Annotated in this window: 22 protein-coding genes; 11 read left to right on the top strand and 11 right to left on the bottom strand. The window is 69.3% G+C overall.

The window, feature by feature from the left end:
* On the bottom strand, positions 1 to 675 hold the full coding sequence (locus tag ACYQ78_RS00780; RefSeq protein ID WP_459798670.1) for a hypothetical protein: 675 nt from the start codon (positions 673 to 675) through the stop codon (positions 1 to 3).
* Between the two features lie 140 nt (positions 676 to 815).
* Here ACYQ78_RS00780 and hrcA point away from each other — a divergent pair, with 140 nt between their 5' ends.
* Genes hrcA through ACYQ78_RS00795 form a run of 3 tightly spaced genes read left to right on the top strand, consistent with a single transcriptional unit; the run spans position 816 to position 3,718 of the window.
* Positions 816 to 1,829 carry a heat-inducible transcriptional repressor HrcA gene (hrcA, locus tag ACYQ78_RS00785; protein ID WP_459798671.1) on the top strand — a complete coding sequence of 338 codons (1,014 nt, stop codon included), beginning with the start codon at positions 816 to 818 and terminating at the stop codon, positions 1,827 to 1,829.
* A complete protein-coding gene (gene dnaJ, locus ACYQ78_RS00790; RefSeq protein ID WP_459798672.1) occupies positions 1,830 to 2,960 on the top strand; it encodes a molecular chaperone DnaJ in 1,131 nt (376 codons plus the stop codon).
* A gap of 32 nt (positions 2,961 to 2,992) precedes the next feature.
* Complete coding sequence (locus ACYQ78_RS00795; RefSeq protein ID WP_459798673.1) at positions 2,993 to 3,718, top strand: 16S rRNA (uracil(1498)-N(3))-methyltransferase; 726 nt, start codon at positions 2,993 to 2,995, stop codon at positions 3,716 to 3,718.
* A 149-nt stretch (positions 3,719 to 3,867) separates the two neighbouring features.
* Here ACYQ78_RS00795 and ACYQ78_RS00800 read toward each other — a convergent pair whose 3' ends face one another.
* Together ACYQ78_RS00800 and ACYQ78_RS00805 are read right to left on the bottom strand one after the other, a co-directional pair.
* A complete protein-coding gene (locus ACYQ78_RS00800) occupies positions 3,868 to 4,581 on the bottom strand; it encodes a hypothetical protein (protein WP_459798674.1) in 714 nt (237 codons plus the stop codon).
* Positions 4,578 to 5,183 carry a SigE family RNA polymerase sigma factor gene (locus ACYQ78_RS00805; RefSeq protein WP_459798675.1) on the bottom strand — a complete coding sequence of 202 codons (606 nt, stop codon included), beginning with the start codon at positions 5,181 to 5,183 and terminating at the stop codon, positions 4,578 to 4,580. Before ACYQ78_RS00805 ends, ACYQ78_RS00800 begins: the two co-directional genes overlap by 4 nt.
* A 128-nt stretch (positions 5,184 to 5,311) precedes the next feature.
* Here ACYQ78_RS00805 and ACYQ78_RS00810 point away from each other — a divergent pair, with 128 nt between their 5' ends.
* The 4 genes from ACYQ78_RS00810 to ACYQ78_RS00825 are packed head-to-tail and all read left to right on the top strand — an operon-like array spanning position 5,312 to position 8,469.
* Positions 5,312 to 5,653, top strand: a complete 342-nt coding sequence (locus tag ACYQ78_RS00810; protein ID WP_459798676.1) for a histidine triad nucleotide-binding protein — start codon at positions 5,312 to 5,314, stop codon at positions 5,651 to 5,653.
* 58 nt (positions 5,654 to 5,711) lie between these two features.
* On the top strand, positions 5,712 to 6,731 hold the full coding sequence (locus ACYQ78_RS00815; RefSeq protein WP_459798677.1) for a PhoH family protein: 1,020 nt from the start codon (positions 5,712 to 5,714) through the stop codon (positions 6,729 to 6,731).
* Positions 6,728 to 7,192 (top strand): rRNA maturation RNase YbeY, encoded by a 465-nt coding sequence (gene ybeY / locus ACYQ78_RS00820; protein WP_459798678.1) that lies wholly within the window; start codon positions 6,728 to 6,730, stop codon positions 7,190 to 7,192. Before ACYQ78_RS00815 ends, ybeY begins: the two co-directional genes overlap by 4 nt.
* Before the next feature lie 5 nt (positions 7,193 to 7,197).
* Positions 7,198 to 8,469 carry a hemolysin family protein gene (locus ACYQ78_RS00825; protein WP_459798679.1) on the top strand — a complete coding sequence of 424 codons (1,272 nt, stop codon included), beginning with the start codon at positions 7,198 to 7,200 and terminating at the stop codon, positions 8,467 to 8,469.
* Here the strand turns inward: ACYQ78_RS00825 and ACYQ78_RS00830 are convergent.
* Positions 8,466 to 8,855, bottom strand: a complete 390-nt coding sequence (locus ACYQ78_RS00830) for a pyridoxamine 5'-phosphate oxidase family protein (RefSeq protein ID WP_459798680.1) — start codon at positions 8,853 to 8,855, stop codon at positions 8,466 to 8,468. The genes ACYQ78_RS00825 and ACYQ78_RS00830 overlap by 4 nt on opposite strands.
* A 314-nt stretch (positions 8,856 to 9,169) precedes the next feature.
* Between ACYQ78_RS00830 and ACYQ78_RS00835 the strand changes: the two genes are divergently transcribed.
* From ACYQ78_RS00835 to era, 3 genes are read left to right on the top strand one after another with little or no spacing between them, the layout of a single operon-like run.
* The gene (locus ACYQ78_RS00835) at positions 9,170 to 9,823 is read left to right on the top strand and encodes a hypothetical protein (RefSeq protein ID WP_459798681.1); all 654 of its coding nucleotides are present in this window, start codon (positions 9,170 to 9,172) and stop codon (positions 9,821 to 9,823) included.
* The gene (locus tag ACYQ78_RS00840) at positions 9,820 to 10,149 is read left to right on the top strand and encodes a cytidine deaminase (RefSeq protein WP_459798682.1); all 330 of its coding nucleotides are present in this window, start codon (positions 9,820 to 9,822) and stop codon (positions 10,147 to 10,149) included. Before ACYQ78_RS00835 ends, ACYQ78_RS00840 begins: the two co-directional genes overlap by 4 nt.
* Complete coding sequence (gene era / locus ACYQ78_RS00845) at positions 10,142 to 11,056, top strand: GTPase Era (protein ID WP_459798683.1); 915 nt, start codon at positions 10,142 to 10,144, stop codon at positions 11,054 to 11,056. Before ACYQ78_RS00840 ends, era begins: the two co-directional genes overlap by 8 nt.
* On the opposite strand, the gene ACYQ78_RS00850 is transcribed toward era, so the two are convergent.
* Genes ACYQ78_RS00850 through ACYQ78_RS00880 form a run of 7 tightly spaced genes read right to left on the bottom strand, consistent with a single transcriptional unit; the run spans position 11,047 to position 16,016 of the window.
* Positions 11,047 to 11,535, bottom strand: a complete 489-nt coding sequence (locus ACYQ78_RS00850; RefSeq protein ID WP_459798684.1) for a hypothetical protein — start codon at positions 11,533 to 11,535, stop codon at positions 11,047 to 11,049. The genes era and ACYQ78_RS00850 overlap by 10 nt on opposite strands.
* A 9-nt stretch (positions 11,536 to 11,544) precedes the next feature.
* Positions 11,545 to 12,267, bottom strand: coding sequence for an urease accessory protein UreD (locus ACYQ78_RS00855; RefSeq protein ID WP_459798685.1), 723 nt, complete (start codon positions 12,265 to 12,267; stop codon positions 11,545 to 11,547).
* On the bottom strand, positions 12,267 to 12,941 hold the full coding sequence (gene ureG, locus ACYQ78_RS00860) for an urease accessory protein UreG (RefSeq protein WP_459798686.1): 675 nt from the start codon (positions 12,939 to 12,941) through the stop codon (positions 12,267 to 12,269). Before ureG ends, ACYQ78_RS00855 begins: the two co-directional genes overlap by 1 nt.
* Positions 12,931 to 13,677, bottom strand: a complete 747-nt coding sequence (locus ACYQ78_RS00865; protein ID WP_459798687.1) for an urease accessory protein UreF — start codon at positions 13,675 to 13,677, stop codon at positions 12,931 to 12,933. Before ACYQ78_RS00865 ends, ureG begins: the two co-directional genes overlap by 11 nt.
* 8 nt (positions 13,678 to 13,685) lie before the next feature.
* Positions 13,686 to 15,398 carry an urease subunit alpha gene (locus ACYQ78_RS00870; protein ID WP_459798688.1) on the bottom strand — a complete coding sequence of 571 codons (1,713 nt, stop codon included), beginning with the start codon at positions 15,396 to 15,398 and terminating at the stop codon, positions 13,686 to 13,688.
* The gene (locus tag ACYQ78_RS00875; RefSeq protein ID WP_459798689.1) at positions 15,391 to 15,717 is read right to left on the bottom strand and encodes an urease subunit beta; all 327 of its coding nucleotides are present in this window, start codon (positions 15,715 to 15,717) and stop codon (positions 15,391 to 15,393) included. The genes ACYQ78_RS00870 and ACYQ78_RS00875 overlap by 8 nt, the downstream gene beginning before the upstream one ends.
* On the bottom strand, positions 15,714 to 16,016 hold the full coding sequence (locus ACYQ78_RS00880) for an urease subunit gamma (RefSeq protein ID WP_459798690.1): 303 nt from the start codon (positions 16,014 to 16,016) through the stop codon (positions 15,714 to 15,716). Before ACYQ78_RS00880 ends, ACYQ78_RS00875 begins: the two co-directional genes overlap by 4 nt.
* A gap of 230 nt (positions 16,017 to 16,246) precedes the next feature.
* Between ACYQ78_RS00880 and urtA the strand changes: the two genes are divergently transcribed.
* Positions 16,247 to 17,473: an urea ABC transporter substrate-binding protein gene (gene urtA, locus ACYQ78_RS00885; RefSeq protein ID WP_459798691.1), complete on the top strand. Its 1,227-nt coding sequence runs from the start codon at positions 16,247 to 16,249 to the stop codon at positions 17,471 to 17,473.
* Positions 17,474 to 17,482 lie beyond the last annotated feature (9 nt).

Genomic DNA, 17,482 nt, shown 5'->3' on the forward strand with positions numbered 1-17,482 from the left:
TTAGTACATCCCCGCCATCCGGCGCCGGGCCCGGCCGCGCCGCACCAGCACCACGATCGTGGTGATCAGGGCGAGCAGGAAACCGATGCCGGGCAGGATGACCAGCGCGGCCAGGCCGCCCACCAGACCACCCGCGGCCTCGCCGGTCACGGCCGACAGGAGCTGCTTGCCGACACCGAACGTGACGCCCTCGCCGTCGCAGGCGACCTGGTATTCGCCGGCCGCCGGGACGCCGATCGTGAAGAGCATCTCCCAGTCGTTGCCGTTGTAGGAAAGGGTCTGGTTGCCGACCGCCTTGTCCAGGGTGATCTTCTGGCTTGCGTCGGCGCCGGTGACCTGGCACGACACGTCGGTCGGCTGTCCGGCGGCGGCCCAGATGGCGGGGCTGTCGGCCGGGTCGAGGTTCACCTTGACGGTCTCGCCGCCCTGGAAGGAACTCTGCGGGGCGATCTCACCGATGTTGGCGATGGTCGAGCTGACGCCGGTGGCGAAGATGACCCCGCCGACGACGATGGTGACGAGGAAGAACACCCACGACAGAACGATCCAGAGGACGCGCGGGCGGATGGGGCCCTGAGGGGGCGGGGCGCCGTAAGGGGAGCCGTAGGGAGCCTGGGGGGCGCCGTAATAAGGGTGGGGCTGCTGGCCATGGCTCTGGCCATAAGGAGCGGTCATAGGGGACATTGTGGGATAGGCGACTTGCGGCGCATTTGCAGTCGGCTTGTTCCACCGGGCCGGGGCCGTGTTATCGCACCCTGGGAGCGGTGGCCGTACACTTGGCACTCGGGAACACAGAGTGCCAGGGAGGTGAGACCGTGCTTGACGACCGGAAGCTGGCGGTGTTGCGGGCGATCGTCGAAGACTACGTCTCCACCAACGAGCCCGTGGGTTCCAAGGCGCTCGCCGACCGGCACAACCTCGGCGTCTCACCTGCCACGATCCGCAACGACATGGCGGCCCTCGAAGACGGGGGCTACATCCACCAGCCCCACACCAGCGCGGGCCGGGTTCCGACCGACAAGGGCTACCGGTTGTTCGTCGACCGGCTGTCCCAGGTCAAGCCCCTCTCGGGTGCCGAAAGGCGGGCCATTGAGACCTTCCTGGCCGGCACCCTCGACCTCGACGAGATCGTCATGCGGACGGTCCGGCTGCTGTCGCAGCTGACCCGGCATGTCGCGGTCGTCCAGTATCCCTCGCTGACCCGATCGACGGTCCGCCACGTGGAGATCGTGCCGCTGGCCGACACGCGGGTGATGCTGGTCCTGATCACCAACACCGGCCGGGTCGAGCAGCGGGTGGTCGACCTGCCCGAAGTGATCGCCGACGACCGGGTGTCCCATCTGCGCGCCGTGCTCAACGCGGCGCTCGACGGCTGTGGCCTGGCCAAGGTCCCCGAGACCGTGGCCGCACTGCCCGAACGTCTGTCCCCCGAAGACCGGCCGGTGGCCGCCACGATCCTGTCTGTGATCCTGGAGACCCTGGTCGAACGGCATGAAGAGAAGATCGTGTTCGCCGGGGCCGCCAACCTCGCCGCCGCCGATTTCACCGTCGGACTGCGCGATGTGCTGGAGGCACTGGAGGAGCAGGTCGTCCTGATGCGTCTCCTCGGCGAGACCGACGATCTGTCCGAGCTGACCGTCCGGATCGGCTCGGAGAACCCCTACACCGGTCTGCGCGGCACCTCGATCGTGGCCGCCGGATACGGTTCGGGCGACAAGGAACTGGCCCGGCTCGGAGTGCTGGGCCCGACGCGAATGGATTATCCGGTGACGATGGGTGCGGTGCGCGCCGTGGCGCGCTATGTCGGCCAGATCCTGGCGGGGTCATAAGTGGCCAAGGACTATTACGCCACCCTCGGCGTACGCCGCGACGCCAGCCAGGAAGAGATCAAGAAGGCGTATCGCCGTCTCGCCCGTGAGCTGCATCCCGACGTCAACCCCGACCCGGCGACGCAGGAGCGCTTCAAGGACATCACCGCGGCCTACGAGGTGCTGTCCGACCCCCAGAAGCGCCAGATGCACGACATGGGCGGCGACCCCTTCGGTGGCGCGGGCGGCGGCGCTGCGGGCTTCGGCGCGGGCTTCCCGTTCAGCGACATCATGGACGCCTTCTTCGGCACGGCCTCGGCCGCGCGCGGCCCCCGTTCGCGGGCGCGGCGAGGGCGCAACGCGACGATCCGGGTCGAGCTCGACCTGGCCGAGTCGGGCTTCGGCACCACCCGCGAGCTCGTGGTCGACACCGCGATCCTCTGCGAGGTCTGCCAGGGCTCCGGCGCGGCGGCCGGCACCCACCCCGACACCTGCGACATGTGCCACGGCCGGGGTGAGGTCTCCCAGGTGACCCGCTCGTTCCTGGGCCAGGTCATGACCTCGCGGCCGTGCCCCCAGTGCGGCGGCTTCGGCAGCGTCATCCGCCACCCCTGCCAGGAGTGCTCCGGCGACGGCCGGGTCCGCACCCGCCGGACCATCAAGGTCCGCATCCCCGCGGGCGTCGAAGACGGCACCCACATCCAGCTCGCCGGTGAGGGCGAGGTCGGCCCTGGCGGCGGCCCGCCCGGCGACCTGTTCCTCGAGATCGTCGAGCGTCCCCACCCGACGTTCGAGCGCCGCGGCGACGACCTCCACTGCACCGTCCAGATCCCCATGACGGCGGCCGCCCTGGGCACCTCCCTCACCATGGAGACCCTCGACGGCGCCGAGCAGATCGACGTCCGGCCGGGCACCCAGTCGGGCCAGGTCATCCCCCTCTACGCGCGGGGCGTGCAGCGCCTCAACGAGACCGGCCGGGGCGACCTGCTGATCCACGTGAGCGTCGAGACGCCGATGAAGCTCGACCCCGAGCAGGAAGAACTGCTCCGCAAGCTGTCCCAGCTCCGAGGCGAGGAGCGCCCGCCGGGTAAGTTCGCACCCGGGCAACAGGGTTTTTTCTCACGGCTGAAAGACGCTTTCAACGGCCGGTGACCTGACCCCTTCCACGCTTCGGGAGTTTCCGAGTGACCGTCCCCGTCTTCCTGGGCGAGGTCTCCCCGGGCCCGCGACTCATCCTCGACGGGCCCGAGGGCCGTCACGCGGCGGCCGTCCGCCGCATCACCGCCGGTGAGCGCGTCGACGTCACCGACGGCGCCGGCCGGGTGGCCGAGTGCACGGTCGAGTCGGCCGGTAAGGACCACCTCGACCTCACGGTCCTCCGCGTGTACGAGATCGCGCCGCCCTCACCACGTCTGGTGGTCGTGCAGGGGTTGCCGAAGGGCGACCGGGGTGAGCTGGCCGTCGAGATGATGACCGAGGCCGGGGTCGACGCGATCGTGCCGTGGTCGGCGTCGCGGTCGATCACCCAGTGGAAGGGCGACCGCGCGGCGAAGTCGCTGGCCCGCTGGCGCTCGACGGCGCGTGAGGCCGGGAAGCAGGCCCGGCGGTTCCATCTGCCCGAGGTCACCGAGCAGGCGTCCACCAACCAGGTGGCGGCGCTGCTCGCATCGGCCGCCCTGGCGCTGGTCCTCCACGAGGAGGCGGCCGAGCCGCTGTCGCGGCTGGAGCTGCCCGAGAAGGGCGACATCGTCGTGGTGGTCGGCCCCGAGGGCGGCGTCTCCGACGACGAGCTCACCCGCTTCCGCGCGGCCGGCGCGGTGCCCGCCCTGCTGGGCCCGACCGTGCTCCGCACCTCGACGGCCGGGGTCGCGGCGGCGGCGGTCCTGCTGGCCCGCACGGGCCGCTGGTAGCCGAGGGTGCCCTTTCAGTCCGGATATTCCGGTTGGACATTTGCCGTTCAGATTCCGTTCGCATTCGAAATGCGTACCGGAAAAAGAAAACGGGCCCCTTCGGGTGCGCTTGGCACGTTCCGAGGGGCCCGCCTTTAAAAAACGCGAACTCACGACGCCGGGGTCGAGACCTCCACCGTCGTCGACGGTGTCTCCGTAGGGGTCGGGTCGGCGGTCGGGGTCTCACAGGTGTCGCCGCAGCCCGTGGGGGTCGGGGAGGGAGTGTCGGCCGACGGCGTCGGAGACGGCTTGTTCGGGGTCTTGGTCGAGGTCGGTTTCGGCTTCGGACCAGTTCCCGAGGTCGGGTTGGCCTCTTCCGTCGGGCACTTGGCCGCGGCGTTCTGGCCGGGGTCGGGCGTGGGCGTCGGCTCGTGCGTGACGCACGGGTTGGCCGACGGCTCCGGCGACGGGACGACGGCGGGCTGAGACGGGGCCACCGACGTGGCCGGGGCGGGTGTCTCAGGAGCCTTGGTCGGGTCTTGGGTCGTGATCGCGATTCCGGGCTCCGACGGAGCCGGCGGAGGCTGGAAGGTCGAGTCGGACGAAGGAAGCACTCCCTGAGGAGTCTGATCGGTTCCGTTGACGACCTCGATGATGCCCACGTTGTCCCGTATCTCGGGCACGGACACGACGACGATTCCGGCCACCAGGGCGGCGGCGGCCACGGACGCACCTATGCGCCACCACAGGAGACCGCGGAGCCCGCGGTTCTCGATGCGGTGACGGATGATCTCCAGTCCGTCGGGAGACGGCACGACCGAGTCCGCCTCCGCGCGCATCACACGGCGGAGGAGGTCACCGTGTTCGTCGGGGGGGATGGTCATGAGAACTTCTCCAGCACTGCTCGTAGTGAGGCCATGCCTCTGGCGGTGTGACTCTTCACCGCGCCTTTGGAGATGCCCATGGCGTGGGCGATCTCGGCCTCGGAAAGGTCGCCGTAGTAGCGCAGGACCAGGGCTTCGCGCTGCCGCTGGGGCAGGGCGCGGAGCGCCTCGATCACCGCGCTGCGCTCAAGCTCGCCGATGGCGCCGTTCTCGGCGCTCGGAGCGTCGGGGAGGCCCTTGGGGGCGTACTTCTCCACGACGGCCCGATGGCGCAGCACGGAGCGCGAACGGTTGACGACCGACTGTCGCAGGTAGGCCAGTGCCTTGTCGGGGTCGCGCAGCCTGCGCCAGGCGCCATGGATGGCGACGAACGCGTCTTGAACGACTTCCTCGGCGCTGGCCACATCCCGGACCAGCAGTACCGCGAGACGCACCAGCGACCGATAGTGGGCGCTGTAAAGCGCCGTAACGGCCACGTCGGCATCCCACCCGACGGGCACCGTGCCCAGCGACCTGTCGGCCACGAGGGTCTCGGTGGTCACATCAGTAGGACGCTCGTCCTTGCCAGAGGGTTTACGTTCTTCCGAATCATTAGGGGGCATGACCCAGTTGTGTCCTCGCCCGACACAGGGATTGGTTGACGGTGCAGTGTCGCACATAAACCCTATCCGGGCAGATCTTTGCCCGGGACGATCCGGGGATTACCGATTGGCAACGCTAGGCTTCCCTCGTGAAGAATGAGTGCTTGTTCTGCGCAATCGTGGCCGGTGAGATACCCGCGACGGTCGTTCACGAGACGGACACCACCCTTGCCTTCCGTGACATCAACCCCCATGCCCCCACTCATGTTCTGGTCGTGCCGAAAAACCATGTGCGCGACGCCGGTGAGTTGGCGGAGGCTGGTCTCGCCAACGAGGTGATCAACGCGGCGAAGGCGGTCGCGGTCGCCGAGGGCATCGCCGAATCGGGCTACCGGCTGATCCTGAACAGCGGACCCGACTCGGGGCAGAGCGTCTTCCACGCCCATCTCCACGTGCTGGGCGGGGCTCCGCTCACGCTCCAGATGGGGTAGCGGACGGCTACCATTGACAGCGGAAATAGGGAGGCGAGCAGGCCCGACGAGGCCGCCCATGTCCGAGACGCGCGAAACACAGAAGACCCACGCCAAGGTCGTGATCCCCGACGAGCACGCGATGATCAGCATCCTGGGCTCGCGTGACGAGCTCCTCCGGGTCATCGAGAAGAGCTTCCGGGCCGACATCCACGTGCGGGGCAACGAGATCACCATCACCGGGTCCCCCGATGAGAGCGGTCTGGTCGTCCGGCTGTTCGAGGAACTGGTCGAGGTCGTCCGGGCCGGGGCGCAGCTCACCCCCGACGCGGTCGAGCGCAGCATCTCCATGCTGCGCAAGAGCAACGGCCGGCCGGCCGAGGTGCTCTCGCTCGACATCATCTCCTCGCGCGGGCGCACGATCCGTCCGAAGACGGTCAACCAGAAGAACTACGTCGACATGATCGACAAGCACACGATCGTCTTCGGCATCGGCCCCGCGGGCACCGGCAAGACCTACCTGGCGATGGCCAAGGCCGTGAAGGCCCTGCAGGAGAAGCGGGTCAACCGCATCATCCTGACCCGTCCGGCCGTGGAGGCCGGTGAGCGGCTGGGCTTCCTGCCCGGAACGCTCTACGAGAAGATCGACCCTTATCTGCGGCCGCTCTACGACGCCCTCCACGACATGATCGACCCCGACTCGATCCCGCGCCTGATGGCGGCGGGCACGATCGAGGTCGCTCCGCTGGCCTACATGCGCGGCCGCACCCTCAACGACGCCTTCATCATCCTCGACGAGGCCCAGAACACCTCGCCCGAGCAGATGAAGATGTTCCTGACCCGCCTTGGCTTCAACTCCAAGATCGTGGTCACCGGTGACGTCACCCAGATCGACCTGCCCGGCGGCACCGACAGCGGCCTCAAGGTGGTCCAGGGGATCCTCGACGGCATCGACGACATCCACTTCAGCCGCCTGACCAGCGCCGACGTCGTCCGCCACAAGCTGGTGGGCCAGATCGTCGACGCCTACGGGCGCTACGACGCCGCGGTCGCGTCCGACCCGCGGGCCAACGGCAACCGGCCCAGGGGGCGACGATGACGATCGAGGTCAACAACGAATCGGGCGCCGAGGTCGACGAGAACCGTCTCGTCGCCCTCGCCGCCCACGTCCTGGGCCAGATGGGCATCAACTCCCTCGCGGAGCTGTCGATCCTGGTCGTCGACGAGGCCGCGATGACCGCCCTCCACGAACAGTGGATGGGCGAGCCCGGCCCCACCGACGTCCTGGCCTTCCCGATGGACGAACTGCGCCCCGGCCAGGGCCGCAACGACGACGCCTCACCCGACCCGGCGCTGCTGGGCGACGTGGTGCTGTGCCCGACCGTCGCGGCCCGCCAGGCCGCCGAGGCGGGTCACTCCACCCAAGACGAACTCGATCTGCTGTGCACCCACGGCATCCTCCATCTACTGGGCTACGACCACGCCGAGCCGGAGGAGCACGCCGAGATGTTCGGCCTCCAGGGTGAGCTGCTCGAGTCGTGGCGTAAAACAGCCCCCTAAGGACCATGAGTAACGGCTGGTTGATCTCGGCCGTCGCCCTCATCATCGGCGGCGGCCTGCTCGCGAGCGCGGAGACCGCGCTCACCCGAATCTCCCGCGTGCGCGCCGAGGAGTTCGTCAAAGACGGACGCCGTGGCGCGATCCGCCTCCAGGCCATCGTGGCCGACCCTCCTCGCTACCTGAACCTGCTGCTCCTGCTGCGGATGAGCTGCGAACTCGGCGCGACCGTCATCGCGACGCTGCTGTTCATCGACTGGCTGGGCGACACGGGCCAGGCCTACGCGGCGGCGGCCGGGGCCATGATCGTCATCGCCTACGTCATCGTCGGCGTCTCCCCGCGCACCCTCGGCCGGCAGCACGCCGAGCCGATCGCGCTGGCCGTGGCGCCCGTCGTCTACGGGCTGACCCGGATCCTCGGCCCGCTGCCGACGCTGCTGATCCTGCTCGGCAACGCGGTCACCCCCGGCAAGGGGTTCCGCGAGGGGCCGTTCACCTCCGAGGCCGAGCTGCGCGACCTGGTCGACCTGGCCGAAGAGCGGCGGGTGATCGAACCCGACGAACGGGAGATGATCCACTCGGTGTTCGAGCTGGGCGACACGCTCGTGCGCGAGGTCATGGTGCCGCGCACCGACATGGTCTTCATCGAACGCCACAAGTCGCTGGAGCAGGCGCTGTCCCTGGCGCTGCGCAGCGGCTTCTCCCGCGTCCCGGTGACCGGCGAGAACGAAGACGACGTCATCGGCATCGCCTACCTGAAGGACATCGTCCGGCGCATCCAGGAGACCGGCGACGACGAGGGCGCGGTCGAAGAGCTGATGCGCCCGGCGACCTACGTCCCCGAGAGCAAGCCGATCGACGACCTGCTGCGCGAGATGCAGGCCCGGCAGATCCACCTGGCCGTCGTGATCGACGAATACGGCGGCACCGCCGGGCTCGTCACGATCGAAGACGTCATTGAGGAGATCGTCGGTGAGATCGCCGACGAATACGACCAGGAGGCCCCCCGGGTCGAGCACCTCGACGACGGCGCGGTCCGGGTCACCGCGCGACTGGCGGTGTGGGAGCTCGAGGAGCTGTTCGGCACCGAGATCGAGTCGGAGGACGTCGACACGGTGGGCGGCCTGCTGGCCCAGTCGCTCGGGCGGGTGCCGATCGCGGGTTCCGAGGCGACGGTGGCCGGGTTGCGGCTCACCGCCGACGAACTGGCCGGTCGCCGCAACCGGATCAGCACGGTGGTGGTCCGGCGGGTCGACGACGACGCGGTGGCGAGGCACTAACTCCTGAGCGGATGCACGCGGAACTCGTAGGCGTTCTCGTCGAAGAGTAACCACTCGGTGACGTCGATCCGGTAGAGCTGCTCGCCCGGGGCCAGGCGCACCGGGTCGGGCGACTCGGCGACGCTGGTCAGCCCGGCGAACGTGACGCCTCTGCCGGGGGCGGCGATGATCGAGCCGGCCACTTTCGGTCGTGCCGCCAGACCGGCGACCAGTGGCCGCTCGCGGTGGGCGATGAACATGAGCCGATCCGGGCCGAAGGCCGCGTGGAAGGGCAGGGGGAGAAGGGCCGGCGCCCCGTCGTCACCGACGGCGGACAGGGACATGAGCCGGGCGTTGCCGACGTACTCGAGCAGGAGACGGCGGCCGTGGGTTGGTGCGGATGTCACGTGCCAAGGATGCTCTCACCTGCTTGGTCATGTCTTGCATCCGAAGTGGAGTTTCTCCGCAAGCGTTCTTTAAGCGACTTGCAAGTCATCTCGTGCATTCTTCTCTCAAGGCGCTCGGGAGGGGTTCGGGGCGCCGAACAAAGGGGTCGATCGGTGCGCCGGGAGGGGTTCGCGGCGCACCGGAAGATCCGAGGGGGATCATCGATTAGGGGGCTCTCGTCCGGCGAGAGCCCCCTAATGATGTTTTCGGCCCCATGGTTGTCGAATTTCCGCCCGGGAATGTAGCCCGGGGGAGATCGACGAGGGGACCTTCAATGCGCGTGGCGAGACTCACGATCGCCTGTTGCCTGCTCGCCGCGGCGGCCGCCTGTGGTTCGGCGCCCGTGGGCGACGCCCGCACCACCCCGCAGGCGCTCAAGATCAAGGCGCTGTTCGCCGATCTCGACGAGATCCCGCGCGGGTTCGCCACCCGCTCGCGTCCCGGCTGGGAGCAGCCGTTCAAACCGGTCGTCCAGGAGTGCCGCCGCCTGTTCAACCTGGTGTCCGGCCGTCCGGCCAAGAAGGGGCTGACCGCCACCGCCGCCGCGACCTATCTGGGCGAGGGCGTCGGCCAGACGGCCGCCGTCTCCCTTGCCCTGTACGGCTCCCGCGAGGCCGCCACCGAGATGGACGCCCTGGTCAAGGCGTCGCGCAAGTGCACCACCGTCCGCGACCAGACCGCCGGTGAGGTCAACCGGCTCACCGTGGCGCCGCTCGCGGTGTCGGAGAAGATCCTTGAGGGCGGGGGCATCGCGCGGCGGCTGGTGGGGCGGGTGGGCGGCTATCCGTACGAGATGCATCTGATCGTGGCCCGCAAGGGCCCGGCCGTGATCGGGCTGGTGAACGCCGGCATGAGCGGCCCCGATGCCCGCACCACCGAGGAACTGGCCCGATTGGTGTCCCGCAAGGTCGCTACCCTTGACCTGTGACGCTCGACCCTGAAGACGAAAAGATCCTCACCCTGGCCCGGTCGGCCAGGGCCAGGAACGGCACCGCAGAAGGCGCCGCCGTTCGAGACGAGACCGGCCGGACCTACGTCGCCACCGACGTGAACCTCCCCTCGCTGCGGCTGACCGCCGTGCAGGTCGCGGTGGCGATGGCGGTGTCGAGCGGAGCCGAGGGCTTGGAGGCCGCCGCGCTGGTCAACGACGCCGAGGAGCCGTCCCAGGAAGACCTGGGCGCGGTGGAGGACATGGGCAACGCGATCATCTTCCACGCGGGTGCCGACGGTTCATTGAAAGGTCGCTATGTCTGATCGGCGGGGGTCTGAGTTCCGCGCGGGGTTCGCCGCGTTCGTGGGGCGGCCCAACGTGGGCAAGTCGACCTTGATGAACGCCCTGGTCGGCACCAAGGTGGCCATCACCTCCTCCAAGCCGCAGACCACCCGCCGGGTGATCCGCGGCATCGTCCACCGGCCCGACGCGCAGCTCGTGATCGTCGACACCCCCGGTCTGCACCGGCCGCGCACCCTCCTGGGGGAGCGGCTCGACAGCCTGGTGCTGGCCACGCTGACCGAGGTCGACGTGCTCGGGTTCTGCGTCCCGGCCAACGAGCCCATCGGCAAGGGCGACCGGTTCATCGCCGAGAAGCTCGCGGCGGTCAAGAAGACGCCGGTGGTCGCCGTGGTCACCAAGTGTGACCTGGCCTCGCGCGAGCAGGTCGCCAAGCAGCTGCTCGCGGTGTCCGAGCTGGCCGAGTTCGCCGAGATCGTGCCCGTGTCGGCGGTCGGCGACGACCAGCTCGACGTGCTGGCCGACCTGCTGACCGCCCGGCTGCCCGAGTCGCCGCCGCTCTACGTCGACGGCGTGCTCACCGACGAACCCGAGCAGACGCTGGTCGCCGAGCTGATCCGCGAAGCGGCACTCGAGGGCGTCCGCGACGAACTGCCCCACTCGATCGCCGTGGTGGTCGACGAGATGGGCCCCCGCGAGGGTCGCGACGACCTGCTCGATGTATACGCCCACATGTTCGTCGAGCGCGACTCCCAGAAGGCCATCGTCATCGGTCCCAAGGGCAGCCGGCTGAAAGACGTGGGGAGCAGGGCCCGCCACCAGATCGAGGCGCTGCTCGGCAGCCGCGTCTACCTCGACCTGCGGGTGTCGGTCGCCAAGGAGTGGCAGCGCGACCCGAAGCAGCTGCGGCGGCTCGGCTTCTACGACTGATCGGGCGGGCCCATGACCTTGCGCCCGGCGAGCGCGAGGCAGGCCAGCGAGGCGACCACGACCGAGGCGCCCAGCCCGGCGAACCAGCCGAAGGAGATCGTGGGTTCGACCCGAACGAGGCCAGGGATGGCCATCGTGAGCCGGTCGAACCCAGGGGGTCTGGTCAGGAACATCGCCAGCGAGAAGGCCGCGATCGCGCCCGGCAGGATGGCCATGCCGGTGATGAGGCGGCTGCGTTTGATGCCCAGCGCGCCGAGCCCTGCGGCGGCGACGCCCGCCCCCATCACCCACCAGCCGGCGCCGTCTTCGATGCCGTGGACGGTGGTCAGGTCGGCGTTGACGACCCCGATCGTGGCGCTGACGCCCGCCCAGGGCAGCACGCCGGTCATGGCCAGGGCGAGCCCCGCGACGACCACGGCCAGCCCGAGTAACGTGCTCGTCCCGCTTCGATCCGGTGTGGGGGGATGTGCGGTTGCCACCACTCCACCCTAGGGGAGAACGCGGCCCTCGCCCCACGAGAGCCGCCGGCGGAGTTCGACGGCATCCCCTGCCAGGGCGGAGATCAGGGTTCCCGGCCCGGCCAGCGGCAGTACCGCCACCCCTTCGGCCACTTGGGCCTCTTTGACGTTGGCCGGGGAGATCAAGGTGCTGCCGACGCAGCGGGCGGTGCCGAAGACCGCAGGGCTGCCGTCGACGTCGGGGTCGCCGACGACGAACTCCTGGCGGAGCAGGGGGCGGCCGCCGGCCAGGGCGTCGAAGCGGGAGTGGCAGCGGCCGGGCTTCTCTCCGTGGCGGCCGAAGACGATCTCCTCACGCCAGTAGAGGTCGGCGTCCTCCTCCAGGTGGACGGTGGTCGTCATCGCGTGGTCGCAGCCGGCCGCCAGGACCGTCGGTTCGGGGGCGAAGACGAGGGTGGCTCCGGAGGCGACGTACACGTGGATCTCCATCAGGGAGCGGCCGGTGCCGGGGAGCACCAGCGTGCTGGCGATGGAGCGGACGGTCAGGGACGTGTTTTCGACGACCTCGATGTCGAGGCGCAGGTGGTCGCCGCCCAGAGGGCCGGCGCCCGTGGAGACGAGGTGGATCTCGCCCGGGGCGGTCTGGCGGAGGGTCAGGGGAGGGTCGGAGCGCATGGTCTCAAGGCGGGTGAGGCCTCGGTCGTCCAGGCCCGTGCGGAGGACCGCACGGGCCCGGACCAGCGCTTTCGTCATCACAGGTGGCTGTGGGAGTGCTGATGGCGCCAGGAGTCGACGATGCCGACGACCCATTCGGCGACCGAGTGGGCGCCCTTGTCCTCACGGATCGAGGTGAACAGCACCGGTTTCCCGTCGCGGACGGCGGCGGCGTCACGGGACATGACCGTGAGGTCGGCGCCGACCATCGGGGCGAGGTCGGTCTTGTTCACCACGAGCAGGTCGGCCGACGTCACTCCCGGGCCGCCCTTGCGGGGGACCTTGTCGCCGCCCGAGACGTCCAGGACGAAGATCTGGCGGTCGGCCAGGCCCCGGCTGAACGTCGCGGTCAGGTTGTCGCCGCCCGACTCGACGATCACCAGGTCGAGGGGGCCGAAGCGGGCCTCCAGGGTTTCGACGGCGTCGATGTTGGCGGCGATGTCGTCGCGGATCGCGGTGTGCGGGCAGCAGCCCGTCTGCACGGCCGTGATCCTGGCGGGATCGATGACGCCGGCCCTCTTCAGGAAGTCGGCGTCCTCGGTCGTGTAGATGTCGTTCGTCACCACACCCAGGCGCAGCGAGGGGCCGAGGCTCCGGCAGAGCGCCGCGGTGAGAGCGGTCTTGCCGCTCCCGACGGGGCCGCCGATGCCCAGGCGCAGCGCCCGGCCGTGCCCGTCGGGCGCGTCGTGGTGGTCATCGTGGTTAGCTGACAAAGAGCCTTACCTCCGTACGTAGGTGCTGTTCAGCCAGCAGATCGAGAGCGGGGGCGGCGTGCGCGGGTAGCGCTGACCAGTCGTGCTGTTCGGCGATGACCGAGTCATAGGGGAGCTCGGCCAGGACGCGGTGGACGGTCACGGGGTCGAGCCCCAGCAACCGCACCGCGGCCGTGGCCGGCCCGGTGACGGAGGTGTACGCGGCGGCCATGGCGGCCTGGCCGGGCGAGCACCCGGCGGCCTGCGCGGCGGCCCCGAGGGCGATCGGGTGGTGAGCCCCCTCGGGGAGGGCCTGGGCGAGGTCGTTGAGCGTTGTGGACGGCCAGATGCGCCTGGCCGTTCGCACCAGCAACCGGCCTTGGGTACGACTGGCCAGCCGCTGCGCAGGGGACGCGATCCGCGCGTCGGCCTCGGCATCCAGGAGACGCCACGCGTCGAGAGCCGAAGCCTCCATGGCCGGATATTTCTGGATATCGGCTGCCGCGCAGGCCGACCAGGCCAAGGCCGCGGCGACGCGGCCGGCCGTCGCGAGCCGGCCCCGGAGGAACCGCGCCAGGTCCTCGGGGCCGGAGATCGCGCCGGTGCGGCAGGCCTCTTCGGCGCCGCCCGAATGGGCGTGGCCGCCCGCAGGCAGCCGGGAGTCGGCCAGCAGCAGGAGGGCGGCCAGACCGTGGGTGGGCAGACCGCCTGTGGGCAGACCTCCGGTCGGAGTTCCACTCGGGGGCGGTCCTTGCATGGGCATCCTTAGAAGAGGAAGTAGCGCTGGGCCATGGGCAGGACCTCGGCGGGGGCCGGTTCGATCAGGTCGCCGTTGATCTTGACGGCGAAGGTGTCGGGGTTGACGTCGATGTCGGGCAGGGCGTCGTTCAGGGGCATCGACTCCTTGCCTCGGGAGCGCACGTCGGCCACGGCGACCAGGCGGCGGTCGACTCTCAGCCTGTCGGCGAAGTCTCCTTCGAGGGCCAGCGGCGCGACGAAGTGGACCGACGTCGCGGCGGGGGCCGCGCCGAAGGCGCCGAACATGGGCCTCGGGAGGACCGGTTGCGGGGTCGGGATGGAGGCGTTGGCGTCGCCCATCTGGGCGTAGGCGATCATGCCGCCCTTGACGACCAGGTCGGGTTTCACGCCGAAGAACGCGGGGCTCCACAGGACCAGGTCGGCCAGCTTGCCGACCTCCACGGAACCGACCTCCGCGTCGAGACCGTGGGCGATCGCCGGGTTGATGGTGTATTTGGCGACGTAACGGCGGGCTCTGAGGTTGTCGGCCGGGCCCTCCAGGGCGCCGCGGCGTTTCTTCATGACGTGGGCGGTCTGCCAGGTGCGGATGATGGTCTCGCCGACGCGGCCCATGGCCTGGGAGTCGGAGCCGATCATCGAGATGGCGCCGATGTCGTGCAGGACGTCTTCCGCGGCCATCGTCGACGGGCGGATGCGCGACTCGGCGAAGGCCAGGTCTTCGGGGATCGACGGGTTCAGGTGGTGGCAGACCATGAGCATGTCGAGGTGCTCGTGGTGGGTGTTGACCGTGTGGGGCCGGGTCGGGTTGGTCGACGACGGCAGGATGTTGCGCTCCCCGGCGACCTTGATGATGTCGGGGGCGTGGCCGCCTCCGGCGCCTTCGGTGTGGTAGGCGTGGATGCTCCGCCCGGCGATGGCCGCCAGGGTCGACTCGACGAAACCGGCCTCGTTCAGCGTGTCGGTGTGGATGGCGACCTGCACGCCGGTCGCGTCGCAGACCTTCAGGCAGGCGTCGATCGCGGCGGGGGTGGTGCCCCAGTCCTCGTGCAGCTTGAAGCCCGACGCGCCCGCCCGCAGCTGCTCCAGCAGCGCCTCTTCGCTGACGGTGTTGCCCTTGCCGAGCAGCGCCACGTTGACGGGCATGCCGTCCATGGCCTCCAGGATGCGGCTCAGGTACCAGACACCGGTCACCGTGGTCGCCTTGGTGCCCTCGGCCGGGCCGGTGCCGCCGCCGACCACCGTGGTCACGCCGCTGGCCAGGGCCTCGTCGACGATCTGGGGGCAGATCAGGTGGACGTGGGAGTCGACCGCCCCGGCTGTGATGATCTTGCCGTTGCCGGCCAGGATCTCGGTCGACGGGCCGATCACCAGGTCGGGGTGGACGCCGTCCATCGTGTCGGGGTTGCCGGCCTTGCCGATGGCGACGATGCGGCCGTCGCGTACCCCGATGTCGGCCTTGACGACGCCCCAGTGGTCGAGGATGACCGCGCCCGTGATGACCAGGTCGGGGGCGCCCTCGGCGCGGGTGGCGCGGGCCTGGCCCATCGACTCGCGGATCACCTTGCCGCCGCCGAACACCGCCTCGTCGCCCGCCCCTGCGGGGCCCATGGCGAGGTCGTCGGTGACCTCGATGAACAGGTCGGTGTCGGCCAGGCGAATCCGGTCGCCGGCGGTGGGGCCGTAGAGGGCGGCGTAACGGGCTCTGCTGATCTCAGGCATGCGGGGTCCCGTCGAGAGGGCCGGCCCATTCGGAGCGCAGGCCGGGCACGACCCGGTTCCCGGCGATGGGCACCAGGGTGACGTCGCGCTCGACGCCCGGCTCGAAACGGACGGCGGTGCCCGCCGCGATGTCGAGACGGTGACCCCAGGCGGTCTCGCGGTCGAACTCCAGCCCCGGGTTGGCGGCGGCGAAATGGTAGTGGGAGCCCACCTGGATGGGCCGGTCGGCGGTGTTCACCACGCGCACGGTCACCCGCTCACGCCCCGGGTTCAGCGGGACGGGGGTCGTGCCGGGCACGATCTCTCCGGGGACCGTCATGTGATCGGGTGGTGGACGGTGACGAGTTTGGTCCCGTCGGGGAAGGTCGCCTCGATTTGGACAGAATCCAGCATTTCGGGCACCCCCTCCATGACGTCCTGGCGGCGCAGCACCTTGCGGCCGGCGTCCATGAGGTCGGCGACGGACCGACCGTCGCGGGCACCCTCAAGAAGGAACGAGGCGATGATCGCGGTGGCCTCCGGATGGTTGAGCCGCAGGCCACGGTCCATCCGGTCGCGCGCGACGCCCGCCGCGACGTGAATGAGCAGGCGTTCCTGCTCGTGTGGGGTGAGCCGCATGGCCGGACCCTAAGAAAGATCGGTTTCATTGGCGTTTCCGCACGATGACGGCAGCGTTTCCGAACTTTCCGGCACTCGAATCCATGATAGCGCGATCCGCCGTACTCGTTGATTGAGTGAAGTTTCGGTAATCGGCTATTAACCTCCCCGATTTTCCCGGGAAATCGCGTTCGATCACCTTTGCGGCAGATGGGTCGGTGCGGGGGCCGTACTGGCAAGGAGGAAATGCATTGCGCAACGCATTCTTACGGACCGCCGCTGCTGCGGGGCTCGCGCTTGCTCTCGCGGCCTGTGGTGGCGAGGCGACCGAGAGCACGACCGGTGGTGGCGCCGCGAGTGGTGACACCATCAAGGTCGGTCTGCTGCACTCGCTGAGCGGCACGATGGCCATCAGTGAGGTCACCGTCCGCGACGCCGAGCTCCTCGCGATCGAGGAGATCAACGCCGCCGGCGGCGTGCTCGGCAAGAAGCTCGAACCGGTGGTCGAGGACGGCGCGTCCGACTGGCCGACCTTCGCCGAGAAGGCGAACAAGCTGATCAGCCAGGACAAGGTCGCCACGGTCTTCGGCGGCTGGACGTCCGCCTCGCGTAAGGCGATGCTGCCGGTCTTCGAACGGCACAAGGCGCTGCTCTGGTATCCGGTGCAGTACGAGGGCCTGGAGTCGTCCCCGTACATCTTCTACACGGGCGCCACGACCAACCAGCAGATCATCCCGGGTCTGGACTACCTGAAGGAACAGGGCAAGACCAAGATCTTCCTGGTCGGCAGCGACTATGTCTTCCCGCGGACGGCGAACAAAATCATCAAGGCTTACGCCGCCGCCAACGGAATGACGATCCTCGGCGAGGAATACACGCCACTCGGTCACACCGAATATTCGACGCTGACCAACAAGGTCGTTCAGGCCAAACCCGACGCGGTGTTCAACACGCTCAACGGTGACTCGAACGTCGCTTTCTTCAAGCAGCTGAAGAGCGCCGGGGTAACGGCCGAATCGATGCCCGTCCTTTCCGTCTCGGTCGCCGAAGAGGAGGTCACCGGAATCGGCGTCGACAACATCGTCGGCCACCCGGTGGCGTGGAACTACTACCAGACCACCGAGAACGCCGCGAACTCCAAGTTCGTCGCCGCCTTCAAGGCCAAGTACGGCGCCGCGAAGGTCACCTCCGACCCGATGGAGGCCGGCTACAACGCGGTCTACCTGTGGGCCGAGGCGGCCAAGAAGGCCGGAACGGTCGAGGTCGAGGCGGTCAAGAAGGCCTCCGGCGGGATCGCGCTGGAGCGTCCCGAGGGCCTGGTGACCATCGACGGCGAGACGCAGCACATGTACAAGACGGCCCGCATCGGCATCATCCAGCCCGACGGACTGATCAAGGAGGTCTGGAACTCGGGTGAGCCGATCAAGCCCGACCCCTACCTGAAGTCGTATCCGTGGGCCGGGAGCCTCGCCTCCTGACGCCGACTT

It is taken from the genome of Herbidospora sp. RD11066 (genome assembly GCF_054661255.1).